General features: G+C 72.9%; 24 protein-coding genes. 2 read left to right on the top strand and 22 right to left on the bottom strand.

Annotation, left to right across the window (positions count from 1 at the left end):
• The 22 genes from LG632_RS19280 to LG632_RS19385 form a co-directional block, all read right to left on the bottom strand.
• Nucleotides 1-1368 (bottom strand): condensation domain-containing protein (locus LG632_RS19280; protein WP_226728602.1); only part of this gene is annotated, 1368 nt, incomplete at its 3' end.
• Between the two features lie 322 nt (nucleotides 1369-1690).
• Entirely contained in the window at nucleotides 1691-1903 is a 213-nt protein-coding gene (locus LG632_RS19285) for an MbtH family protein (protein ID WP_226728603.1), read from the bottom strand.
• A gap of 3 nt (nucleotides 1904-1906) precedes the next feature.
• Nucleotides 1907-2548 (bottom strand): 2-hydroxychromene-2-carboxylate isomerase, encoded by a 642-nt coding sequence (locus LG632_RS19290; protein ID WP_226728604.1) that lies wholly within the window; start codon nucleotides 2546-2548, stop codon nucleotides 1907-1909.
• Nucleotides 2549-2591: 43 nt separating this feature from the next.
• A complete protein-coding gene (gene fabG / locus LG632_RS19295) occupies nucleotides 2592-3344 on the bottom strand; it encodes a 3-oxoacyl-[acyl-carrier-protein] reductase (RefSeq protein WP_226728605.1) in 753 nt (250 codons plus the stop codon).
• A gap of 14 nt (nucleotides 3345-3358) precedes the next feature.
• Nucleotides 3359-3838: a 3-hydroxyacyl-ACP dehydratase FabZ family protein gene (locus tag LG632_RS19300; RefSeq protein ID WP_226728606.1), complete on the bottom strand. Its 480-nt coding sequence runs from the start codon at nucleotides 3836-3838 to the stop codon at nucleotides 3359-3361.
• On the bottom strand, nucleotides 3835-4254 hold the full coding sequence (locus LG632_RS19305) for a 3-hydroxyacyl-ACP dehydratase FabZ family protein (RefSeq protein ID WP_226728607.1): 420 nt from the start codon (nucleotides 4252-4254) through the stop codon (nucleotides 3835-3837). Before LG632_RS19305 ends, LG632_RS19300 begins: the two co-directional genes overlap by 4 nt.
• Nucleotides 4254-4502, bottom strand: coding sequence for an acyl carrier protein (locus LG632_RS19310; protein WP_226728608.1), 249 nt, complete (start codon nucleotides 4500-4502; stop codon nucleotides 4254-4256). The genes LG632_RS19305 and LG632_RS19310 overlap by 1 nt, the downstream gene beginning before the upstream one ends.
• A gap of 35 nt (nucleotides 4503-4537) precedes the next feature.
• Nucleotides 4538-5656 carry a beta-ketoacyl synthase N-terminal-like domain-containing protein gene (locus LG632_RS19315; protein ID WP_226728609.1) on the bottom strand — a complete coding sequence of 373 codons (1119 nt, stop codon included), beginning with the start codon at nucleotides 5654-5656 and terminating at the stop codon, nucleotides 4538-4540.
• A gap of 55 nt (nucleotides 5657-5711) precedes the next feature.
• Complete coding sequence (locus tag LG632_RS19320) at nucleotides 5712-6095, bottom strand: hypothetical protein (protein WP_226728610.1); 384 nt, start codon at nucleotides 6093-6095, stop codon at nucleotides 5712-5714.
• Nucleotides 6095-6502, bottom strand: coding sequence for a hypothetical protein (locus tag LG632_RS19325; protein WP_226728611.1), 408 nt, complete (start codon nucleotides 6500-6502; stop codon nucleotides 6095-6097). Before LG632_RS19325 ends, LG632_RS19320 begins: the two co-directional genes overlap by 1 nt.
• A gap of 1 nt (nucleotide 6503) precedes the next feature.
• The gene (locus tag LG632_RS19330) at nucleotides 6504-6848 is read right to left on the bottom strand and encodes a hypothetical protein (RefSeq protein ID WP_226728612.1); all 345 of its coding nucleotides are present in this window, start codon (nucleotides 6846-6848) and stop codon (nucleotides 6504-6506) included.
• Complete coding sequence (locus tag LG632_RS19335) at nucleotides 6845-7813, bottom strand: acyl-CoA thioesterase family protein (protein WP_226728613.1); 969 nt, start codon at nucleotides 7811-7813, stop codon at nucleotides 6845-6847. The genes LG632_RS19330 and LG632_RS19335 overlap by 4 nt, the downstream gene beginning before the upstream one ends.
• On the bottom strand, nucleotides 7810-8658 hold the full coding sequence (locus LG632_RS19340) for an alpha/beta fold hydrolase (protein ID WP_226728614.1): 849 nt from the start codon (nucleotides 8656-8658) through the stop codon (nucleotides 7810-7812). The genes LG632_RS19335 and LG632_RS19340 overlap by 4 nt, the downstream gene beginning before the upstream one ends.
• 20 nt (nucleotides 8659-8678) lie before the next feature.
• The gene (locus LG632_RS19345; protein ID WP_226728615.1) at nucleotides 8679-9596 is read right to left on the bottom strand and encodes a beta-ketoacyl synthase N-terminal-like domain-containing protein; all 918 of its coding nucleotides are present in this window, start codon (nucleotides 9594-9596) and stop codon (nucleotides 8679-8681) included.
• Complete coding sequence (locus LG632_RS19350) at nucleotides 9593-10744, bottom strand: beta-ketoacyl-[acyl-carrier-protein] synthase family protein (RefSeq protein WP_226728616.1); 1152 nt, start codon at nucleotides 10742-10744, stop codon at nucleotides 9593-9595. Before LG632_RS19350 ends, LG632_RS19345 begins: the two co-directional genes overlap by 4 nt.
• The gene (locus LG632_RS19355; protein WP_226728617.1) at nucleotides 10741-12009 is read right to left on the bottom strand and encodes a beta-ketoacyl-[acyl-carrier-protein] synthase family protein; all 1269 of its coding nucleotides are present in this window, start codon (nucleotides 12007-12009) and stop codon (nucleotides 10741-10743) included. Before LG632_RS19355 ends, LG632_RS19350 begins: the two co-directional genes overlap by 4 nt.
• Nucleotides 12010-12043: 34 nt before the next feature.
• Nucleotides 12044-12298 carry an acyl carrier protein gene (locus LG632_RS19360; protein WP_125644786.1) on the bottom strand — a complete coding sequence of 85 codons (255 nt, stop codon included), beginning with the start codon at nucleotides 12296-12298 and terminating at the stop codon, nucleotides 12044-12046.
• Between the two features lie 123 nt (nucleotides 12299-12421).
• Entirely contained in the window at nucleotides 12422-13192 is a 771-nt protein-coding gene (locus LG632_RS19365) for an IclR family transcriptional regulator (protein ID WP_226728618.1), read from the bottom strand.
• The gene (locus LG632_RS19370) at nucleotides 13189-13941 is read right to left on the bottom strand and encodes a thioesterase II family protein (protein WP_226728619.1); all 753 of its coding nucleotides are present in this window, start codon (nucleotides 13939-13941) and stop codon (nucleotides 13189-13191) included. Before LG632_RS19370 ends, LG632_RS19365 begins: the two co-directional genes overlap by 4 nt.
• A gap of 77 nt (nucleotides 13942-14018) precedes the next feature.
• Nucleotides 14019-14945 (bottom strand): ACP S-malonyltransferase, encoded by a 927-nt coding sequence (locus tag LG632_RS19375; protein ID WP_226728620.1) that lies wholly within the window; start codon nucleotides 14943-14945, stop codon nucleotides 14019-14021.
• 241 nt (nucleotides 14946-15186) lie between these two features.
• Complete coding sequence (locus LG632_RS19380) at nucleotides 15187-15975, bottom strand: LuxR family transcriptional regulator (protein ID WP_226728621.1); 789 nt, start codon at nucleotides 15973-15975, stop codon at nucleotides 15187-15189.
• 197 nt (nucleotides 15976-16172) lie between these two features.
• A complete protein-coding gene (locus LG632_RS19385) occupies nucleotides 16173-16904 on the bottom strand; it encodes a helix-turn-helix transcriptional regulator (protein WP_226728622.1) in 732 nt (243 codons plus the stop codon).
• A 467-nt stretch (nucleotides 16905-17371) separates the two neighbouring features.
• Here LG632_RS19385 and LG632_RS19390 point away from each other — a divergent pair, with 467 nt between their 5' ends.
• Both LG632_RS19390 and LG632_RS19395 read left to right on the top strand, forming a co-directional pair.
• On the top strand, nucleotides 17372-18253 hold the full coding sequence (locus LG632_RS19390; RefSeq protein WP_226728623.1) for a 4'-phosphopantetheinyl transferase family protein: 882 nt from the start codon (nucleotides 17372-17374) through the stop codon (nucleotides 18251-18253).
• Between the two features lie 482 nt (nucleotides 18254-18735).
• Nucleotides 18736-21669 carry a non-ribosomal peptide synthetase gene (locus LG632_RS19395; RefSeq protein ID WP_226728624.1) on the top strand — a complete coding sequence of 978 codons (2934 nt, stop codon included), beginning with the start codon at nucleotides 18736-18738 and terminating at the stop codon, nucleotides 21667-21669.
• The last annotated feature ends 24 nt before the right edge of the window (nucleotides 21670-21693 follow it).

Here is a 21693-nt window from a genome sequence, read left to right on the forward strand (position 1 = left end):
CGGCATCGGTGCGTCGGAGTCCGCCGCGGCGGCCGGCAGGACCAGGGGGCGCTCGCCGGCGGCGAGGACGTCGACCCGGCCGAGGGGCCGGTCCGACGGCGTGTCGGCGAGGGCGCAGAGGAAGTCGCGGAACCGGGCGAGGTGGGCGTCGAGCTCGTCGCCGGTGTAGAGGTCGGGGTTGGCGTCGAAGTCGATCTGGAGGCCCTTGCCGTCGGTGCGGTCGTAGACGATCACCGAGAGGTCGTCGGCGGGGCCGATGCAGAGGTTGTGGACGGTCGCGGGGTGCTCGCCGAACGTCAGGTCGTAGTCGAACATCATGATGTTGACCTGGGGACCGGTCAGCCGGCGGTCCTCGCCGAGGAGCTGGAGGTCGCGGCGCAGGTCCTCGTACCGGTACCGCTGGTGCTTCATGGCGCCGCGCATCTCGGCGGCGACCTGGCCGAGGAGCGCGTCGAGGGTCTGGTCGGCCCGGACCGGCACCCGCAGGGGCAGCACGTTGGAGACCATGCCGGGCAGGGAGCGGGCGGCGCCGCCGAGCCGGGTGGTGACGGGGAGGCCGAGGACGACCTCGTCGGCGCCGGTCAGCCGGTGCAGGTAGACCGCGACGACGGCGGTGACCAGGCAGGGCCACGGGACGGCGGCCGCGCGGGAGGCCTCGCGCAGCTTCTCGGCGACGGAGGCGTCGAGGTGGGCGGTGCGGCGCAGCAGACCGCGGGCGGCGGTGGGCTCCTTGGCGGACAGGCTCACCGGCTCCGGCCGGTCGGCGAGCCGCTGCAGCCAGTAGGCGCGGTCCCGCTCGAACTTCTCGGAGCTCCGGTAGTCGGCGTCCAGCCGGACCAGTTCGGCCAGCGGGCCGAAGGGGCTGGGGGACTCCTCGCCCTTGACCAGGGCGGTGTAGACCTCGGCGGTGCGCCGGGCTACCAGCGCGACGGTGAAACCGTCGACGAGGAGGTGGTGGTAGCGGTGCAGCCAGAACCAGCGGTCCTCGGCGGCCTTGAAGAGGACGAAGAGGAACAGCGGTCCCTGGGAGGGGTCCTGGGGGCGGGCCATGTCGGCGCGCATCCAGGCCTCGGCGGCCGCCCGCGGGTCGGGCTCCGCGCTGACGTCGACCAGGCCCAGTTCCCATTCCGGGGCGTCGTCGATCAGCTGCCGGGGACCGTCGGGGGTCTCGGTGAACCGGGCCCGGAGATTCTCCATCTCGGCCACGACCCGGCGCAGTGCGGTCTCGAAGAGGTCCCGGTCGACGGGGCCGTGGATCTCCAGGTATTCACCGGCGTTGTAGACCGGGTTGTCCGCGTCGAGCTGCTGGGCGAACCAGATTCCCGACTGCGCTGCCGTCAGAGGTATCCCGTGCCCACCGAGCGTCATTCTTCATCCACCTCGAGCAGATCGACTGCAACGGATTCCGCCATGGCGGCGGAGAAATCCCGGAGGAGGAATTACGGAGGCGTTGCGCGCTCCCCCCACTCCGCATTTCCGTCACTCTCGCATCGTGCTCGAAACCCGGACAACGGGCCCTGCATCATGCTGCCACGCAGCACCGGAGGCGTGCGGGGGCGGCCCGGCCACGCCCGGCCGGGCCGACAGAATCCTGCCAACGCGGCCGGCGCCGGCGGTGTGCGCGTACGCGGAAACGGGCGTCCGCGGAAAGACACGGACGCCCGTCGCTGCCTGCTGGCCGGTACGCCGATCAGGCGGCCATGGCCTCGACGAGGCTCTTGGGCCGCATGTCCGTCCAGTTCTCGTTGATGTGGTCCAGGCACTCCTGGCGGCCGGCCTCGCCGTGCACCACGGTCCAGCCCGCCGGCACCTCCGCGAAAGCGGGCCAGAGGGAGTACTGGCCCTCGTCGTTGGTGAGGACGTAGTAGTTCGCGTTGTCGTCCTCGAAGGGGTTCGTCGCCATGGTTCAGCCTTCCTTGACTTGTTCTTTCCTGATCCGCGTACGTACCGACTCGACGAATCCGGGGAGCCGGTCGACTCCCCAGAACTTGTCGAATCCGTCGATGAAGTAGGGGACGCCGAAGACCCCGTCCCGGTGGAGCAGGTTCAGCATCTGCAGCCCCTTGTCCCGGATTTCCGGATTCTCGTGGGCGTCCCGCGTCACGTGGGGGTCGAGCCCGATCTCCTTGCCGACCGAGGCCATGGTGTCCGGTTGCGAGATGTCCTCACCGAGCTGCCAGCGACGGCGGTAGGTCTCGGCGATGAACTGCGGGCCGAGGCCGTGGTCGGCGGCCGCGAGGTAGGCCAGGTGCGCCACCTCCCACCGCGGGGCCGGGTCGACGGGCCAGACCATCTCCAGCCCGCGGGCCCGGGCCAGGCGGCGTACGTCCTGGAGGATGTAGAGGTGCTTCTCCTTGGACATCGGGACGTACGGCAGCCGGATGTTGCTGCGTTCGAGTTCCTCCTGGGCCGTCGTGTCCGGCTCCCAGAAGGGCAGCCACTCGATCCGGTCCGCCACGTCCGGGTAGTGGTCCATCAGGTCCCGGTAGGCCATCCAGGAGTACGGGCTCCGGAAGGAGAAGTACCAGCGCGGTCCTCGTCGTGCCATCACCGCCTCCAACGGTCGTGTACGGGGGTGCTTGCGGTCCGGTTCAGATGGTGATGCCGCCGTCGATCTGCAGCACGGCACCGGTGATGTACGAGGCCTTGTCCGAGACCAGGTAGGCGACGAGGTCGGCGACCTCCTCGGCGGTACCCATCCGGCGCAGCGGGATGGTGGACAGGGCGTCCTTGCGGGCCTTGTCGTTCATCGCGGCGACCATGTCGGTGTCGATGAAGCCGGGGGCGACCGCGTTCACCCGGATGCCGGCGCGGCCGGTCTCCTTGGCCAGGGCGCGGGAGAAGCCGATGATCCCGGCCTTGGAGGCGGAGTAGTTGGTCTGGGTGCCGTGGCCGTAGACCCCGGCGACCGAGGAGATGTTGACGATCGCGCCGGCGCGGCGCTTCATCATCCCGAAGACCACCGCGCGGCAGACGTGGTAGACGCCGTCCAGGTTGGTGTCGAGGACCTGGCGCCACTGCTCGTCCTCCATGAGGACCAGCGGGTTGTCGCGGGTGATCCCGGCGGCGGTGACGGCCGCGTCGATCGGGCCGAGCTGTTCCTCGGTGGCCTCGATCCAGGCGCGTACGGCGGGTCCGTCGGCGACGTCGACGCGGGTGCCGACGACCTGGACGCCGAACTCCTGGCCGGTCTTCTCCAGGGTGCGGGCCGCCTCGTCGTCGGAGCGGTAGCAGAACGCCACGTCGAACCCGTCGCGGGCGAGGGCGCGGACGGTGGCGCGGCCGATGCCGCGCGACCCTCCGGTGACCAGGGCCACCCGGCTCGTGGTGCCGGTGTCTGACATGTCGGTGTGTCTCCTCAGGCGGTGGCGGGGCGCAGCGCCGCCGCCGGACGGAAGGCCATGACGATCCGGCCGACGGTCATCACCGTCTCGCCGGCCGAGCGGGTCTCGCCCTCGAACAGCAGGGTGTCGTCGACCTTGCGGTCCAGGCGCACCCGGTGCTCCAGGACCTCGCCGGGCAGCACCGGCCGGTGGAACTCGACTCCGGTCATGCCGCCGAAGAGCATCACCTGCCCGTCGAGCACGTCGGGGTTGGGGTCGTCCCAGGTGGCGAGGACTCCGGCGGACTGGCACCAGGACTCCACGAGCAGCGACGCGGGGTACGCGAAGTCCTCCTCGGGGGTGTCGGCACCGAGCGGCTCGTACCAGGGCTCGTTGCAGGTGACCGCCTTCAGGGCGACCAGGCGTTCGCCGGGGACCACGTCCACGACGCGGTCCACCAGCAGCATCGGGAAGCGGTGGGGCAGCCGGGCCCGGATGTCGCGCTGGCCGATCATGCCGCCTCCTCCCCGCCCGCTGCCGGGGCGTCCCCGGCGGGGGCGGCGTAGCGCAGCCGTACGCCGGCCGCGGGGCCCCGCCCGGTGGAGAGCTGGGCCCGCATCTGCCAGTCGCCGGCCGGGGTCCGCTTCCACGCCATGGCGATGTCCACCTGGTCGCCGGGGAAGACCGGCCCGGTGAACCGGGTGGACTCCACGGCGGCCAGCGTCGCGCCCTTGGCCTGCGGCGGCAGCGTGGCCTCGGCGCCCTGGCGGGCGCACTCGACCAGGCAGACCCCGGGGAAGATGGGGAAGCCCGGGTAGTGGCCGGGCAGCACGGTCTCGGTGTCGGCCACCGTGAACCGGGCCGCGGCGCTCAGCTCGCTCTCGGCGGGCAGCACCTCGACCGCGGCGCGCAAGGGGCTGGCGGCGGGCATCAGGCAGCCTGCGCCGTCGCGAGCCGGGCCAGCAGGACGTCGTAGGCGCTCTGCAGGGTGGTGATCTGCTTGAGGTCGGACTCGGGCAGCTTGATGCCGTACTTCTTCTCCAGCACGACGACGATCTCCAGCGCCATCAGCGAGTCGACCTCCAGGTCGTCGATGAACCGCACGTGGTCGGTGACCTCGGCGACGTCGACGTCCAGCACCTGCGCCACGACGGCGCGCAGTTCTTCCTTGTCCAGCACGGTGTTCGGTGTCCTTTCGGGGAGGGCGGGCGGGCCTAGCGCAGGCCGAGCAGGGCGCAGCCGACGGTGCCGGTGCGGTCCACGGAGGTGATGACGCCGATCCGGCCGGCCGCCTCGGCGGGCCGGTCCTCGGCGTACGACAGCAGGGCGGCGGCCTGGAAGGCGGCCGCGGCGGCCCCGGTGTCGCCGATGAGGGCGGTCGGGGTCAGGTCGGCGTGGTCGACCGCGCCGAACACCTCGCGCACGGCGTCGGCCTCGCGCAGTCCTTCGCGGCCGGGCGCGCCGGAGCGGGCGACGGCTGCGACCTCGGCAGGGGCGACGCCGGCCCGGCGCAGGGCGGCGCGCAGGCACGAGACGAGCGCGGGCCCGGGGTCGCCGTCGAGGACCACGCCGAGTTCCACGGCGAGGACCTCGGCGAGCACCGGCTGGTCGGCGTCGTCGGGCGTGTGGGGTTCGACCAGCAGCATGGCGCAGCCCTCGCCGAGGGCGGGGGCGGCCGGCGTGCCGTCGGCCGGCTGCTCGCCGCTGTGGTGCTCCAGCCAGGCGCGTGCCTGGCTGAACTCCTCGGCGGCCCCGCACAGCACGGTCCGGGCACGGCCCGAGCCGAGCAGGCGGCGGGAGTAGTTCAGGGCGTGCAGGCCCGCGGTGCGGCCGCCGGCGATGGTGGCGTTGGGGCCCTTGAGGTCGAACCAGATGGCGCTCTGGCCGGCGGCGCAGTTCATCACGGTGTTGGGGAACCGGGCCGGGTCCACGAAGAAGGGCTGCTCGCCGGTGAGGGAGTCGCGGGTGAAGTCCATCATCGACTGGGCGCTGCCGGTGGTGGTGCCGAGCGCGAACGCGGCGCCCTCCCCCGTGCCGACCTCGCGGTTGCGCGGGGAGTCGTCCAGCAGCGCGCCGGCGGCGGCGACGGCGAGGCCGGTGACCCGGTCCATGGACCGGGTGCCCTTCTTGCCGAGCACCTCCCGGACGGAGAACCCGGGCACCACGTGGCCGGCGCCGCCGGGCAGGGTGCCGTGCTCGGGACCGACGTCGGTGACGGTCATGCGCCGGTCCCGCAGGCCCTCGCTGAACGCGGCCCTGCCGATGCCGTACGGCGACACGGCCGACCAGGCGGTGATCACCGGGCGTCCGGCGCCGGTGGTGAGGGTGGTCATGACCGTCACGAATTCCTTCCGTTGTCAGGTGCAGGGGTCACAGCGGGCAGCGGGTCTACAGGAAGAAGACCAGCCGGTAGTCGCCCCACTGCTCGGCGATCTCGCCCGGGCGGGTCAGCGCGACGCCCTGGATCAGAGGGCGGGGCGAGCCGAGGGCCGCGATGTCGGGCTCCTCCACCCACACCCGTACGCCCAGGTCCAGCAGGACCCGCAGGCCCTTGCGCGGGTCGGTGAGGGTGTCCACCGTCCGGCCGCCGATCCGCAGGGCGGGCACGGGGCCCGCGTCCACGGCGTAGCTCACGGCGGAGCCGCGCAGCAGGATGTCCAGGCCGCCGAGCTGGCGGTGGAGTTCGGTGGCGAGGTAGAGCTCGTCGAAGAACTGCTTCTCCAGCGCGCCGCGGTAGCCGCGTTCGACGATGGCGAGCACACGGCCGTCCATCAGATCCCCCCCAGGTGCAGGGTCTTGTCGGCGGCCGCGACGTTCGCGGCGTAGCCGCCCGGCGGGCGGAGCACCACCTGCGGGAGGTGGTCCACCGCCCCCCGGTCGTCGCTGCAGAACCGGCAGCCGTACCAGTACAGCCGGCCTTCCCAGGCCGTGAGCAGCTCCTCCACCAGCGCCGCGGTGGAGGGGTACTCCCGGTTCCAGTCGGCCAGGTTGCGCGGCTTGTCGCTGCCGAGCGAACGCTGGGTGAGCATGGTCGCGTAGCCGCAGGTCCACACCTGTACGGTGGCACCGCGCTCCAGGAGGGACTGGGTCAGCCGCAGGGCGGTGGTGACCTGGTCCGATGCGTGGGGGGCACCCATGAGGGTGATGAGCACGTCCGTGTGCGGGATCTGCCTGGCCACGTCAGTGCCACACCACCCGGACGGCCGGATCGAGGATCCAGCCCGCCACCACGTCCATGCCCACGACGTGGGTGTCGGGGCGCAGCGCCGCGCCGTCGAGGCCGTGCTGCGCGAGCGAGAAGCTGTCCGCCGCGAGCACTCCGCCCTCCTTCTGGAACCGGTCCAGGTCGCTGTCGCTGCCGGGGACGGCGAGGACCACACCGTCCTGGACCAGGAAGAGCAGCGCCGACTGCCCGGTGAGCACCTGGGTGACCGCGTCGCGCCGGAAGCCGGCGTCCTGCGGGACGCGGCCCTGGCTCTCGATGAGCAGCAGCCTGGGGGTGCCGCTCTCCCAGATCTCGCTCACGCCTGCGGCGCCCCGTTGATCGCGTCGAGGACGCGCTGGTCGAAGTTGACCAGGCTCCAGTCGCGGCGGTTCTCGATGACGGCGTAGCCGTGCACGATGCGGCCGGTGGCGGTCTTGACGAGCTTGCCGTCGCGCAGGACGTAGAAGTCCATGCGGGAGGTGTAGGTGAAGTCCTTGAAGACCTCCTCGACGGTGTAGACCGTGTAGAGGTCCTCCTCCATCAGCGCCTCGTCGAGGATGCGGATGTCGGAGCGCGGCACGACCGGGATCCAGCGGCGGTCGTCGAGGAGGGTCTTGATGGAGATGCCGCGGTCCGCGACGAAGCGGTCCTTGCCCTCCTCCATCAGGCGCAGGTAGCCCGACATCTGGATGCGCTCGGTGAAGTGGCAGTACGGGTACGGGATGTTCCACTTCCAGGCGTACGCGTTTTGCCCGGCGGTGAGGGAGGCGAGGATCTCCTCCTCGGCCGGGGAGGCCTGCGGCTCCTCGCGCTCCAGGTCGTCGCCGAGGGTGGCGACGGCGAAGCGGGCGAGGAGCTCGGGGACCTCGCCGGCGGCCTCCAGGTAGGTGTCGATGCGCAGGGACACGCGGACCTTGGAGGTGACGGCCTTGTGGATCTCGCCGTTGCGCTCGAACTGGATGGTGACCTTGAACCCGATGGTCCCGTCGTCATCCTTCGTCCACGGCACGACCTCCGCCTCGGCGGTGTCGTCCATGTGGAAGGCGTGCAGGATGCGGGTGTCGATGGAGACCAGGTCCAGGCCGAGGCCGTGCTCCTCGTACAGGGCGCGGGCGGGCAGCCCGGCCTGGCGGAAGTGGTCCAGGACGGCTTCCTCGACGAGGTAGTTGACGTGCTTGAAGCCGATCCAGGTGCAGATGTTGGACCCCTCGTAGCGGGGGCGGACCGTGGTGGTGGTGGCGGTGGTCAGCAGCGCCTTGACGGCGGTGTCCGTGACGAGGGTCATGCGTGGGGCTCCAGGGCGTTGAGGAGGGCGGCCCCGCTCGGCGGGGTCAGGCCCATGGTCGAGTGGACGAAGCTGCTGACGGCGGCCGCGAACTCCCCGGCCGTGTCGAGCATCGGGAAGTGGCCGCTGCCGGGCAGGACGTGGCAGGCCGCGTCCGGCAGGGCCTTGGCCAGTGCCACAGCCTCCTCGGGGCGTGCGGCGAAGTCGTTCTCACCGGCCAGCACCAGGGCCGGCGCGGTGATCCGGCCGGTCTGCAGCGCGGGGGTGCGCAGGTACAGGTCGAAGAAGCGGAGCCAGCCGTGGGGGCCGACCCGGTCCCGGACCCGCTCCCCCATGGCCTGCTGCACGTCGTCGGGGACCCGCCCGCCCGAGTGGGCGCGGATCCCCTCCTCCATGATCAGGTGGAAGTCGTTGAGGTAGTAGCTGATGGTGTCCCAGTCGAACTCCTCGGCCTTGCCCCGGTAGAAGGGGGACACCAGGACCAGGCCCCGGATGCCGTACTGGCGCAGCGAGTCCACGCCGCCCCGGTTCTTCTGGTCCAGCAGGTCGAGCAGGACGTTGGCCGCCATCGAGTGGGCGACGACCACCTCGGCGCCGCCCGGTACGGCTTCCAGCGCCTTGCCGAGCCAGCCGCGCAGGTTGGGCTGCTCGCTCCAGTCGGCGATGGTCTCGGTCCGCCACGGCAGCCGGGCCGTCCACACCTGGCCCCACGTGGACAGCTCGGGCAGCACCCGCTCCCAGACGCTGTCGTTGGCCGCGAGTCCGTGCAGCAGCAGCAGGCGGGGGCCGCTGCTGCCGCCGCGGTGCTCCACAGCCACCGGACGCAGGTCGACATGGGTGTTCATCACGTGCTCCTCCTCGTCGGTCAGGCCGCTTCGGGGGCGAGCAGCAGCAGGTCCGCGCTCGCGTCGTCGGCCGCGGTACCGGTCACGGCCTGTACGGGGCCACGCTCGCCGGCGTCGAACCAGCCGACGGCGGCGGCGATCTGGAGCAGTCCGGACGCGCCGGAGGCCTTGCCCAGGTGGGCGGGGGCCTGCCAGCGGCGGCCGCGCAGGTCCACCTCGCCGGCACCCCGGCTGTAGGGGCCGAGCACAGCGCGCACGGTCGCGGAGCGTTCGGCCGCGGCGGTCCGGGACTCCACGACCAGGGCCGCGCCGCCGTCCACGGCGTGCTCGCCGTCGAGCAGCTTGCGCACCACCTCGTTGTCGGGCTCGACGCCGAGGACCAGGACCCGCTCGGTGCGGCCGGCGGAGATCATCGTGGCGGCCCAGTGGACGGCGTCCAGGCCGGAGGTCTCGCCGTTGCAGACCATCAGGTTGGGGCCGCGCAGGCCGTAGCGGATGGCCGCCGAGGAGGCGATGACGTTGCTGGAGGCGTTGGGCAGGTCCATCGGGGAGGTGCCGGTGACGGTCTCCTCGCGGAGGGTGTCCAGGGCCCGGGCGACGGTGTCGAGGTTGCCGAAGTTGGAGCTGGCGACCACGCCGACGCTGGTGGCGGGCACGGACAGGCCGTCCTTCTCGTCGGCGCCGAGCAGGCCGGCGTCGCGCAGGGCGGCGGCGGTCAGGGCGTAGCCGAGCTGGGTGGCGCGGTCCTTGTAGCGCAGGCCCTTCTTGCCGACGTGGGCGGCCGGCTCGACCGGGGCGCCGCCCGCGGCGGGGCCGTCGGCCAGGGCGCGTACGGTGTCGGCGCCGGGCAGCAGGACGGCGGCGCCGGTGACCACGACGGAGGTGCCGGGGCGGGAGGCGTCGGTCTGCGCGGTCCGGTCGGTCTGTGTCGTCGTCATCGGGACCCTTCCACAATGGCCACGGCGTTGATGCCGCCGAACCCGAACGCGTTGAGCTGTGCGACCTTCAGCGGCTGGTCCACCGCCGGCCGGCCGGTGACGAAGCGGAACGGCGCGGCCTCCTCGACCGGCTCCTCCAGGCCCACGGTCGGCGGGACCCGGCCCTCGTTGAGGGCCTGGACGCCGATGATCAGGTTGATCAGGCCGGACGCGCCGGAGGTGTGCCCGGTCATGGACTTCACGGCGGTCATCAGCGGCCCCGAGGCGTCCTCGCCGAGCACGTCGGCGAGCGCGGTGGCCTCGGCCTCGTCGTTGAGCAGGGTGCCGGTGCCGTGCAGCATCACCAGGTCCACGTCGGACGGCTTGACACCGGCGAGCCGGTGGGCGGTGCGCATGGCCTCGGCGATCCCCTCCGGGGAGGGCGCGGTCACGTGGTAGGCGTCGCAGTTGACGGCGACGCCGCGCAGGTGGCCGTAGACCCGTTCGGCGCCCTCGGCGGTGCGGCGCAGCACGATCGCGGCGGCGCCGTCGCCCATGAGGACACCGGTGCGGTTGCGGTCGAAGGGCCGCACGCGGTCCGGCGGGGTGGGGTGGACGCGCTCCAGGAGCCCGTACATCGACTCCGTCAGGACGTCGACGCCGGCGACGATGACGGTGTCCGGGGCGTCCTCGCCCTCCTGGCCCAGCAGGTCGCTGGCCAGGGCGAGGGCGTAGAGGGAGGCCGAGCAGGCGTTGGAGAAGGTGTGGGTGACGTCGGCGTTGAACCGCTCGCGCAGTCCGGTGCCGAAGTGCAGCCCGGAGTCGGCGAAGGGCGAGCCGTCGCGCCACCACAGCTCCAGCGAACGCAGTTCGCGCAGGCCGGTGCCGACCAGGATCGGGATGCCGGAGAGGTCCTCCCCGAGCCCTGCGTCGGCGGCGGCCTGGGCGATGGCCTCGTGCAGCAGGCGGCCGGCGCGGCCGGGCACGTCCTGGCCGACGGCCGGGCGGTCGTCGACCTCGTAGGCGTGCTGGGCGCGGAACCTGGTGCGGTCGAAGCCGCGCAGCTCGGCGCGGCCGGAGATGCCCGCGCACAGGTTTTCGAAGAGTTCACCGACACCGGAGCCGGTGGCGGCGACGGCGCCCATCCCGACGATGGGGCGGGTCGTCATGACGCCTCCTTGATCGCGTCGTCGTACCGGCCGAGGAGCACCGCCGCGTTGTTGCCGCCGAAGGCCAGACCGTTGTTCTGGACGATCCGCAGGTCTGCCTCGACGGCCTGGTTGGGCACGCAGTCGACGTCGCACTCGGGGTCGGTGGTGACATGGTTGATGGTGGGGGGGATGAAGCGGTTCTGGATGGCCAGGGCGCATCCGATCGCTCCGAGGGCGCTGGCGGCGCCCATGCTGTGCCCGAGCATCGACTTCATCGACACGGTGCGCGGCGGGTCGTCGCCGAACACCTGGCGGATGGCGCCGACCTCGGTGATGTCGTTGGCCTTGGTGCCGGTGCCGTGCGCCGAGATGAGGTCCACCTCGTGCGGCTCGACGCCCGCGTTGTCCAGGGCCAGGCGCATCAGTTCGGCGACGCTGTCGCGGTCCGGGGCGACCTGGTGGTGGGCGTCGCAGTTGAGCCCGTAGCCGAGCACCTCGGCGTAGATGGTCGCGCCGCGCTCCAGGGCGGAGTCCAGGCGCTCCAGGACCAGCACGCCGGCGCCCTCCCCGGTGAGGATGCCCTTGCGGTCGATGTCGAAGGGCTGGCAGCGGTCGGGGGCGATGGTGCCCAGCCGGTAGAAGCCGGTGAAGGTCTTGCGGCACATCGCGTCCGCGCCGCCGCAGAAGGCGAACTCGGCCTCGCCGGAGCTGACGGCGTCGAAGCCGTAGCCGATGGCGTAGTTGCCGGCGGAGCAGGCGGTGGGGATGGTGAGCGCCTCGACGTCGGTCAGGCCCAGTTCCTGGGCGATCGCCACCGAGAGCCGGGCGGCCGGCACGCGCCGTGCGGCGGTGGGGTCGAACGTGCCGGTGCCCTGGGCCAGTTCGGCCTCGACCAGGTGGTCGAGGTCGTAGCTCTCACCGTCGGTGGTGCCGATGGAGACGAGGCCGCGCCGGGTGCGCAGCCGAGCCAGATCGAGGCCCGAGTCCTCCAGGGCCATGCGAGCCGCCGCCGTCGAGAACTGCGCGGCCCTGCCGAGCTGTTCCACGTCCAGCGTGGTGATCCATTCACGCGGGTCGAAATCCGTGATCTCGCTCCCGTTCGCGTGGGCGAAGCCCTCCGTGTCGAACACGGAGATGGGCCGGGCACCGCTGCGGCCTTCCCGGAGTCCCTGGAGGAACTCCTTCGCGCCGAGTCCGATACTGGACACCACTCCGAGTCCGGTGAGAACCACCCGGTGCCGCTCGGGCCGTGTCCGGCCGGTGCCGCGATCTGCCGCCGTCATGGCAATCTCCCCATCCGTCCCAGCGCCGATTTCCCTACCAGCCGGCCGGCTCCGACACGACCTCGTAAACGCCCTTGAGGTTCACCATGCGGGGCAGCTCGCTCTGGTTGATGACGACGCCGAACTCCTTCTCCAGGGCGGCGAGGATCTCGATGGCGCGGAGCGAGTCGGCGTTGTGGTCCTCCTTGAAAAGGCTGACCTCGGTGACCTCGTCCTCCTCGATCTCGAGAATGTCGCAGACAATTTCCTTGATGGTCTCGAGACGCTCGTCGCGCGTAGCAGTGGTCACGCTTTTCCCCTTCTCGGATTCGCCGCGGCGGGCGCGGCGCAGTTACTCGCACAGGAATGGTGCGGGGAGGGTTTCTTTTCTCACAACGACGGCTGCAACAACCTGCCACCGTCGCGGGGGAATTCAGACGCCGGGGTGGCCGGCCGGGGAATTCTCCCGGGTGGCTCGCAGCAATGCGTCACTCAGGGACGCGGCCGCGTCCACGGCGGCGCGGCCCAGCCGCCGGTCAGGGGCCGGGGGCATGCGGCTCGACACGCCGGTCAGCACCAGGGCGGCGGCGACGGTACCCGCGGCTGCGTCGCGCACCGGTACGGCGAAGGAGACGAGGCCGGACGCCATCGGGTCGGGCCCGTAGGCCCAGCCCCGGCGGCGTACGGTCGCCAGGTGCGCGGGGGTGAACCGGGCCCGCTGCAGCCCCTCGTAGAGCACGTCGGGCTCCTCCCAGGCGTAGAGCACCTGGGCGGCGGGCCCGGCAGCGGCGGGGCGGGCGGTGCCGATGGCGGCCAGGTCCACGCCCGCCACCCGGTCCACGGAGGAACCGACGCAGATCTGCAGTTCGCCGCGGCGGCGGTAGAGCCGGGCGTCCAGGCCGAGGTGGCGGCTCAGGTCCGCCAGGACCGGGCCCGCGGCCTCGACGAGGCGGTCGTGCCGCGCCTCGACGGCGAGCACCCCCAGCCTCGGACCGAGGACGAAGCGGCCCTGCCCGTCGCGGCTGAGCAGGCCGAGCCGTTCCATGGCGACGGCGATCCGGTGGGTGGTGGGCCGGGGCAGACCGCTGTGCCTGACCAGGTCGAGCAGGCTCGCCGGCCCGCTCTCGACGATCTCCAGCAGGACGGATGCCTTGTCCAGCACCCCCACCCCGCACGCCGGCAGCGGCCGCAGGGCGGTGCTCACCGCTGCGGCGCCAGCCGTGCGCGGATGTCCTCGACCAGCTCGTCCCGCCGGTCCAGCAGGTAGAAGTGGTCGCCGGCCAGGACCTTCAGGTCGAAGCCGTGCGGGGCGATCTCCGCCCAGGCCGCGACCGCCTCGGCCGGGACGCCCGGGTCGCGGTCGCCGACGTACCCGACGACGGGGCAGGGCAGCGGGACGCCGGGGCGTGCGGCGTAGCCGGCGACGGCGGTGAAGTCGCCTCGGATGGCCGGCAGCACCAGCTCGCGCAGGTCCTCGTCGTCGAGCAGCGCGGAGTCGGTGCCGCCGAGTTGCTTGACGGCTTCGACGAGCTCGGCGTCGGTGCCGAACGCGGCGGTGTCGGGCGTGAGCAGGCGCGGGGCCTTGCGGCAGGAGACCATCAGCAGCTGGGGAGCGGTGGCGTACCGTTCCTGCATCCTGTGGGCGATCTCGTAGCCGACGGTGGCACCCATGCTGTGGCCGAAGATCGCCAGCGGGGCGTCCAGGTAGGGTTCCAGCTCCCCGGTCAGGGCGTCGGCCAGCTCCTCCAACGAGGTCCAGGGCTCTTCCGCGATGCGCTCCTGCCGGCCGGGGTAGCGGACGGCGAGCACTTCGACGTCGTCGCCGAAGGCGTGGCCCCAGCCGTGGAAGAAGCTGGCCGAGCCGCCGGCGTGCGGCAGGCAGAGCAGCCGCAGTCGCGGCGGTGCGGCCGTGCTGAACCGGCGCAGCCAGGTGCTCTCGGTGCCCAGTGGCATGGTGGGTGGTCTCCTTGTGCGCGTGGCGTGGCGGGCGGGGCAAGGGGCCCGCGGTGACGGGCCGGCCCGGGACCGTCTCAGCCCAGGGCGGCGGGGCCGTCCAGGGAGGCGGTCCCGGTGTCCGGGGCGATGCGCCGGACCAGGCCGGCCAGGGTGCGGCCGGGGCCGATCTCGACCAGGCGGCGGCAGCCGAGCGGGCCGGTGAGCGTGCGGACGGACTGTTCCCACAGCACCGGAGAGGTCAGCTGGCGGGTGGACAGCTCCGGCCAGTCGCAGTCGCCCGTGTACGCGGTGGCGTCGACGTTGGCGACCACCGGCAGGTGGGCGGGGGCGAAGGCGGTGTCCTTCAGGGCGGCGCGCAGGCGCTCGGCGGCCGGGGCCATGTACGGGCTGTGGAAGGCGCCGCCGACCTGGAGCCGGATCATCTTGGCGCCGATGGAGGGGGCCAGGGCGTCGATGTGGGCGACGGCCCCCGGCGATCCGGAGACGACGGTCTGGCCGGGGGCGTTGACGTTGGCGACCCACAGGTCGTGACCGTCGGCGCGCACCCGCGCGGTGAGCTCCGCCACCTCCTCCAGCGGGGCCGCGACCAGGACGCCCATGGTGCCCTCGTGCTGCTCCGCGGCCGCGCGCATGGCCCGGCCCCGGGTGGCGACCAGGGCGGCGGCGGCCGGGACGGTCAGGGCCCCGGCGGCGGTCAGGGCGGCGTACTCGCCGAGGCTGTGCCCGGCGCAGGCGACCACCTCGAAGCCGTCGAGGGCCCCGGTGCGGACGGCCTCGGCGTGGGCGACGAGCGAGACGGTGAAGACGGCGAGCTGGGCGAGGTCGGTGCGCCGCAGCTGTGCGTCCGGGGTGTCGAGGAGCAGCTCGGCGAGGTCCTCGCCGGCGGCCTCGGAGATCTCCGCGACGAGCGCCCAGGACGGGGTGTCCCGCCATGCTGCGCCCATCTTCTCTTTCTGCGTTCCCTGGCCCGGGAACACCAGACCTATGGGCAACCGGTCCATGGACACGCCTTCCGCACCGTGACATTCCGACGGGGGCACGAGGTTCCGGGCCGCGCGGTGGCGGTCCGGATCCTCGTGCTCCGGCGGCGTTGCAGGTCGGGGGTTTCTCCACAGCCGCCGGGAAGGGGCCTGCGGGCACCGGGTGATGCCGGATCCCCTTCCTGGCGGCCATCCAACTGCCGGGTCCGCACGACCGGCAACCTTCGCTTCAGGAAGCTGCCAGCCACCCGTCCGTGACGGCTCAGCCGTGGTGCGGTCCTGCCGTACCCGGTGCGGGGGAGGGCAGCAGACCCAGCGCTGCCGCCCGTACGCCGGCCTGGAAGCGGGACTGGGCGCCGAGCAGGGCCATGATCTCGGCGACGTGGCGGCGGTAGGTCCGTACCGACACGGTCAGTTCGCGGGCGGCCACCTCGTCGGTGACCCCGGCCCGCAGGGCACCCAGGATCTGCCGGGCCAGTGCGGCGCGGTCGCGGTCGCCGAAGACGATGCGCTCGCCGGCGGGCACGGCGTTGCGCCAGATGCTCTCGAAGAGCGTGCCGAGGGTGTGCAGGACCTCGGGGGCCCGGATCAGCGAGGCCCGGACGCCGGCCGCGGACTCGGCCATCACCAGGGCGGTGCTGCCGTCGACGAGGAGGGCCTGCAGCGGGGGGACCCGGGCCACCCGGATCGCGACGGGGTGGTCGAGCGCCAGTTGCTCGCGGACGAAGTCCTCGTCGACCAGGGCCGGGCTGGTCAGCACCCGCACCTTGACGGTGTCGGCGGCGGAGTAGATCAGGTTGCGTTCGCTGCGGGCCTTGCGGGCCGGCGCCTCCTCGGTGCCCGGCAGCCGGGCGTCGACGATGTCGATCGTGCGGACGGCCCCGCGGATGAGTGACGCCGCGGTCTCCAGTACGGGTGCGTACCCGCCGTCGACCGTGGCGATCTGCTGCTCCCGGATGCTGCGGTCCCGGTGGATGGCCACCGTCGACTCGATCAGGGCCCTTACTTCCAGAAGCGCTTGTTCCAGTTCGTCCTCGGTCGCGTGCGACACGTGGCACTCACCATCCCCGTTGGTGTTTCCATGGTGCAGCGCGGCCCTGCTTGTGGCTGGGCCGCGACGTCCCCGTTGTGTACTGCTGTGATGCGTGTGCTGTGATGCGTGTGCTGTGGCGTGTGTGCGGTGGTGCGTGTGCGGTGGTGCGTGATCGTGAGGCGGTGCGTCGGTCCGGTGCCGCTCGTGGAGTTCCCCTACTCCGAGAGCAGACCCAGTTCCACCGCGCGCACACCCGCCTGGAAGCGGGAACTGGCCCCGAGTTCGCGCATGATGTCGGCGACGTGCCGGCGGTAGGTGCGCAGCGAGACGTTGAGGTCGCGTGAGGCGGCGTCGTCGGTGTACCCGTCCCGCAGCCGCTCCAGGATCTGCCGCGTCAGGTCGCTGCGCAGCTTGGCGCTGAGCGCCAGGTGGTCGTCGAGCTTGCGGCCGCGGGACCAAGCGCCGGCGAACAGCAGCTCCAGGGCCCGGACCGCCGCCGGGTCGGAGACGAGCGTCGCCTGTCCCGAGGCCGCCCCGGCGGCCGCCCGCACCAGGGCGGAGGAGCCGTCGACCACCACGATGTCGCGCAGCTCCGCCTCGGACACGCGCACCTCGAACCGGGCGCCGGGCGCCCGGGTCAGGGCGGCCAGCGAGCCGTCGGCGACCTCCGGGGCGCACAGCAGCCGGACCACGGGGCCGGGTTCGAGGTCCTCCAGCGCCCGGCGGGAGATCTGGTGGAAGGCGTCACTGCTCTTGACGGCGACGCACACGGAGTGCCGGGCCCGGTGGACCAGGTCCTCGACGGCCTCCCCGAGGACGGCGACGTCGGTGTGGGGCCTGGCGGGCCCGGACGTCGGGCGTTTGCGGTAGAGCGAGACGGTCGACTCGATCAGAGCGCGGGCCTGCAACAAGGTGCGCTCCACATGGGCGGCGTGGTCGGACGCCACTTCCCCCGCCCCTTCCGCATCCGGATCCGCGTGCGCGGACCTCCTGGCAGCACCTGTCATGGCATCCCCCTTGCTCGACCGGTGATGAACGATGCCGCCCGGCCGGATCCTGCGCAAATTGACCGCACGATCAATTGTTTAAAAGGCAAACATTTTTGGCGTCATTGGCGGCGTCACTCGCGCCCGACACTAGTTCGAGGCGCCGAAGGCAGTCAACAAGATCCCGGCCAGCGCAAGGCGACGCGCCCAGAGTTGTCAAGTCCATATTTGTTTCGGTGACTTGCACGACTTTTTCGCGCCGCGGTGGCAGCAAGCTGCACGCGTCCCCCGGAACGAAAACAGCCACTTCCGCTTGCGTCACCGACCGCACCTCCGTCCTCACACGGCGTGTCACCGGTGTCCGGTTCTGGCCAACTCCCCTGAACGCAAGCCCCCTTCGAGCGGCTTTCGAGCCTACGGTGAGGCCCGTGACGACGAGCCACACGGGGACGAAACTGCACGCCGAAACGAGCACCGCACCGAGCACCGCCCTGCACGGGGATCTGGACTCCCACCTGCGCCCTGACCTGCACCTCGACCCGTACTACGGGGTGCGCACCACCCTGGACGCCGGGCCGCCCGCCGATGCACGCCTTTTCACCGCCGCCGACGCCGTGGTGTGGTGGTGGCCGGTACCGACCGGACGGTACCGGGACGACGAACTGGCACTTCTGGACGACGCCGAACGGGCCCGGGCCGCCAGAATGAAATCGGCGATCGCCCGGGCGGAGTTCGTCACCTGCCGCGCGGCGGTGAAGCGGGCGCTTTCCCAGGCGCTCGACGTGCCGGCCGACGGAATATCCCTGGGGCGAATGCCCTGCCCCGGCTGCGGCAGCGCCGAGCACGGACCGCCGGCCGTGCGCCGGCCGGCCACGACCTGGCGGTACAGCGTCGCCCACAGTGCGGGGATCGGGCTGCTGGCCCTCTCCCCCTTCCCGGTGGGGGTCGACGTGGAACGGCGGCGCACCCTCGACGTCGCCGGGTTCGACGACCCGGTCCTCACCTCCACCGAACGCCGGGCCCTGTACGCGCTGCCGGAGGGGGAGGTGCGTACGTCGGCCTTCCTGCGCTGCTGGACCCGCAAGGAGGCGGTGCTCAAGGCGGTCGGGATCGGTGTCGCCACCGAGCTGACCGCGCTGGAGACCGGGGCCGGTGATCCCGCGGACAGCGGTGTGACCTGCATAGACACCACGCCGATCGGCTTCCCCGGGTCCTGGCGGACCATCGACCTCGCCGTACCCGACGGCTGGGTGGCCTCGATCGCCCTGCCCGGGGACACCGACCGTCCGCCGACCGTCCGGCGACTGTGACCGCGCCGCCCTGAGCTTTCGGAGTCGGACGCTCCGCACGGCCCGCCGCCCCCGGCCGTCCCCCCGGCCGGACCTGTCGCACGACGGTCGCGGAACCGTCACTCAGCCGTCGCGGAACCGTCGTGGACCCGTCGCGCCGACCCGGCCACCGTGGGTCCTGCAACCGCCTTGCCCGACCCGTTCCGGGGACTCCCGGTCCCCCGGCCGCGGTTCCGGTGCGGTTCCGCTTGCGGATTCCGCAGCCGGTTCGGGCACGGCCGGCGGCAGCCGGCTCACCGCCCCGCAGACTTGCGCACGGCATCACTGCGCACCGCCCGCCCCCTTGTCCCTGTCCACCCGCCCCGCGCGTCACCGGTCCGTGGCACCCGCAGCACTCGCCGCGCCCGGACCGCCCGCCCCCACGCCCGCCGTCCCCGCCGCCCCTACGCCTGTACGTGTGTGCCCCGAGGCCAGCCAGGAGACCGACGACCGTGTTTGCCCGAATGCGCCCGACCACTCCCCCGAGCACCCTGAGCGATCTGCTGCTCGCCGCCGCCGAGCAGTACCCCTCGTCGGGTCTGCGCCACTGCCGCGGCGCGGCCCACCTCGGCCACCAGGACGAGAGCCACCCCGAACTCCTGGGCCGGGCCCGCCGGATCCTCACCGGGCTCCGGGCCCGGGGGCTGCGCCCGCAGGACAAGATCGTAATCGTCCTGGAGCGGTCGCAGGAGTTCCTGCCCACATTCTGGGCAGCCGTGCTCGGCGGCTTCGTGCCCTGCCCGGTCGCGCCGCCCGCCGGTGACCCGGTGAGCTGGGCCGAGCGGCTGCGCCACGTCGGTGCGCTGCTCGACGGGCCGTTGCTGGTGACCACCGCCGCCCTGGCCGAGCGGCTGCCGGCCGGGGCCGGGGTGCCGGCCGTGGCCGTGCTGGAGGAGCTCGACGGGCCCGAGGCGGCGGAGCTGCACCGGGCCGCGCCCGAGGACACGGCCGTGCTGATGCTGACGTCCGGTTCGAGCGGCGCGGCCAAGGCGGCGATGCTCTCCCACGCGGCCCTGCTCGCCTCGATGGCCGCCAAGAACGGCCACCACCGGCTCTCGGCCGCCGACACCTCCCTCAACTGGGTGTCGTTCGACCACGTGGCCGCGCTCCTGGAGTGCCACCTGCTGCCCCTGTCCACCGGCAGCCGGCAGGTCCACGTGCCGGCCTCGGCGGTGCTCGGCGATCCGCTGGAGTTCCTGCGCCTGATCGACCGGCACGGCGTGACCATGACCTTCACGCCCAACTTCCTGCTGGGCCAGATCAACGCGGCGGCCGGCCGGCTCGCCGCCACCGGCGAGCGGCTGGACCTGCGCCGGCTGCGGCACGTCGTCAGCGGTGGGGAGGCGGTGGTCGTCGCCACCGGCGAAACGTTCCTGCGGACCCTGGCGCCGTACGGCCTGGCCCCCGACGCCCTCTGGCCCGCGTTCGGCATGACCGAGACCTGCGCCGGCAGCGTCTACGCCCGCGGCACCTTCCCCGGGGCCGACGGGGACGCGGAGTTCGCCCACCTCGGCACGCCCGTCGAGGGCCTGCGGATGCGGATCGTGGACGAGGCCGGCCGGGAGCTGCCCGAGGGGCGGGCGGGCGAACTGCAGCTGCGCGGCCCGATGCTCACCTCCGGCTACCTCAACGACCCACGGGCCACCGCCGAGGCCTTCACCGCCGACGGCTGGTTCCGCAGCGGCGACCTCGGCCGGATCGACGAGGGCCGGCTGACCCTGGTGGGCCGCAGCAAGGACAGCGTCGTCGTCAACGGCGTCAGTTACTTCAGCCACGACGTCGAGACCGTGCTGGGCCGCCTCGAAGGGGTCACCCCCGCCCGGGTCGCCGCCTTCCCCACCCGCCCGGCCGGCAGCGACACCGAACAGCTCGTGATCGCCTTCGCCCCCGACCTGCCCGCCGGTGACGACGCCGCCCTGCACCGGGTGGTGTCGGCCGTGCGCAGCACCGTCGTCATGCACTGGGGCTTCCGGCCCGCGCTGGTCCTGCCGCTGCCCGCCGAGGCCTTCCCGTGCACCAGCCTGGGCAAGATCCAGCGCTCGCTGATGCGCCGCCGCCTGGAGTCGGGCGCGTACGACGCCGAACGCCGCGCGGCGCAGGAGCTGCGGGTGCGGATGCTCGGCGGGCACACCGCCCCCGAGGGTCCGGTGGAGCGGGTGATCGCGGAGGTCTACGCCGAGCTGTTCGGCGCCGACCCGGCCTCGATCAGCGCCACCGCGAGCTTCTTCGACCTCGGCGGTACCTCCCTCGACATCCTGCGGCTGCGCGGCAAGGTGGCGCAGCGGCTGGGGGTGGCCGGGCTGGAGGTGGTCACCGTGCTGACCGCGCCGACCGTACGGGACCTGGCGGCGCGGCTGGCCGGGCGCACCCGGGACCTGGCCGGGGGCCCGGCGGCGGACCCTGCCGGGGGCCGGGCGGCGTACGCGGCGACGGGGCCGGCGGGGTACGCGGCGACGGCCTCGGCGGGGTACGCGGCCACGGGCCCGGCGGGGTACGCGGCCACGGGCCCGGCGGGGTACGCGGCCACGGGCCCGGCGGCGTACGAACCGCTGGTGCCGCTGCAGACCGGCGGTGCCAAGACCCCGCTGTTCTGCGTCCACCCGGGGGTCGGGGAGGTGCTGGTCTTCGTCGGCCTGGCCACCTACTTCGCCGGCGACCGGCCCTTCTACGCGCTGCGGGCCCGGGGGTTCAACGAGGGCGAGAAGCCCTTCGTCTCCTTCGAGGAGATGGTCGACACCTACGTCGACGCGATCCGCTCCCGCCAGCCGCACGGCCCGTACGCGCTGGCCGGCTACTCGTACGGGGCCGCGGTCGCCTTCGAGATCGCCAAGGTGCTGGAGGCCGAGGGCGAGCGGGTGGACTTCGTCGGCAGCTTCAACCTGCCGCCGCACATCAAGTACCGGATGGAGGAACTGGACTTCACCGAGACCGCCGCCCACCTCGCCGCCTTCCTGGACCTCGTGGACAAGGAGCAGGCCGCGGCGCTGCCGGCCCTGCTGCGCGGCCGGCCCCGGGAGGAGCAGGTGGCGCACCTGGTCTCGCTGGCCCCGCCGCAGCGGCTGGCGGAACTGGACCTGGACGAGGCGAAGTTCGCCGCCTGGGCGGAGGTCGCCGACGCGCTGACCGACCTCGGCCGCGGCTACGAGCCGACCGGGACGGTGCGCTCGATGAGCGTCTTCCACGCCGAGCCGCTGCGCGGCACCCGCGAGGACTGGCTGGCGAACGAACTGCGCCGCTGGGACGAGCACACCACCGGACCCAACCGCTACCTGGAGGTCCCCGGCTCGCACCACACCTTGATGGGGCCGCGCCACGTGGCGGCCTTCCAGGAGATCCTGCGGCGGGAGCTGGACGACCGGCTGGCCGAGGCGGACGCGGTCGCGGCGGCCCGCCGCTGAGCCGTCCCGCGCCGCGTCCGGCGG

Origin of the sequence: Streptomyces antimicrobicus, from assembly GCF_020532625.1 — a bacterium.
Lineage (GTDB): Bacteria > Actinomycetota > Actinomycetes > Streptomycetales > Streptomycetaceae > Streptomyces > Streptomyces antimicrobicus.

Excerpts from the sequence above, each read along its gene's own strand:
- LG632_RS19285 (WP_226728603.1), bottom strand. The coding sequence starts at position 1,903 with ATGGCGACGAACCCCTTCGAGGACGACAACGCGAACTACTACGTCCTC.
- LG632_RS19335 (WP_226728613.1), bottom strand. The coding sequence starts at position 7,813 with ATGACCCTCGTCACGGACACCGCCGTCAAGGCGCTGCTGACCACCGCC.
- LG632_RS19290 (WP_226728604.1), bottom strand. The coding sequence starts at position 2,548 with ATGGCACGACGAGGACCGCGCTGGTACTTCTCCTTCCGGAGCCCGTAC.
- fabG (WP_226728605.1), bottom strand. The coding sequence starts at position 3,344 with ATGTCAGACACCGGCACCACGAGCCGGGTGGCCCTGGTCACCGGAGGG.
- LG632_RS19355 (WP_226728617.1), bottom strand. The coding sequence starts at position 12,009 with ATGACGGCGGCAGATCGCGGCACCGGCCGGACACGGCCCGAGCGGCAC.
- LG632_RS19300 (WP_226728606.1), bottom strand. The coding sequence starts at position 3,838 with ATGATCGGCCAGCGCGACATCCGGGCCCGGCTGCCCCACCGCTTCCCG.
- LG632_RS19350 (WP_226728616.1), bottom strand. The coding sequence starts at position 10,744 with ATGACGACCCGCCCCATCGTCGGGATGGGCGCCGTCGCCGCCACCGGC.
- LG632_RS19340 (WP_226728614.1), bottom strand. The coding sequence starts at position 8,658 with ATGAACACCCATGTCGACCTGCGTCCGGTGGCTGTGGAGCACCGCGGC.
- LG632_RS19320 (WP_226728610.1), bottom strand. The coding sequence starts at position 6,095 with ATGGACGGCCGTGTGCTCGCCATCGTCGAACGCGGCTACCGCGGCGCG.
- LG632_RS19315 (WP_226728609.1), bottom strand. The coding sequence starts at position 5,656 with ATGACCACCCTCACCACCGGCGCCGGACGCCCGGTGATCACCGCCTGG.
- LG632_RS19395 (WP_226728624.1), top strand. The coding sequence starts at position 18,736 with ATGCGCCCGACCACTCCCCCGAGCACCCTGAGCGATCTGCTGCTCGCC.
- LG632_RS19370 (WP_226728619.1), bottom strand. The coding sequence starts at position 13,941 with ATGCCACTGGGCACCGAGAGCACCTGGCTGCGCCGGTTCAGCACGGCC.
- LG632_RS19305 (WP_226728607.1), bottom strand. The coding sequence starts at position 4,254 with ATGCCCGCCGCCAGCCCCTTGCGCGCCGCGGTCGAGGTGCTGCCCGCC.
- LG632_RS19375 (WP_226728620.1), bottom strand. The coding sequence starts at position 14,945 with ATGGACCGGTTGCCCATAGGTCTGGTGTTCCCGGGCCAGGGAACGCAG.
- LG632_RS19345 (WP_226728615.1), bottom strand. The coding sequence starts at position 9,596 with ATGACGACGACACAGACCGACCGGACCGCGCAGACCGACGCCTCCCGC.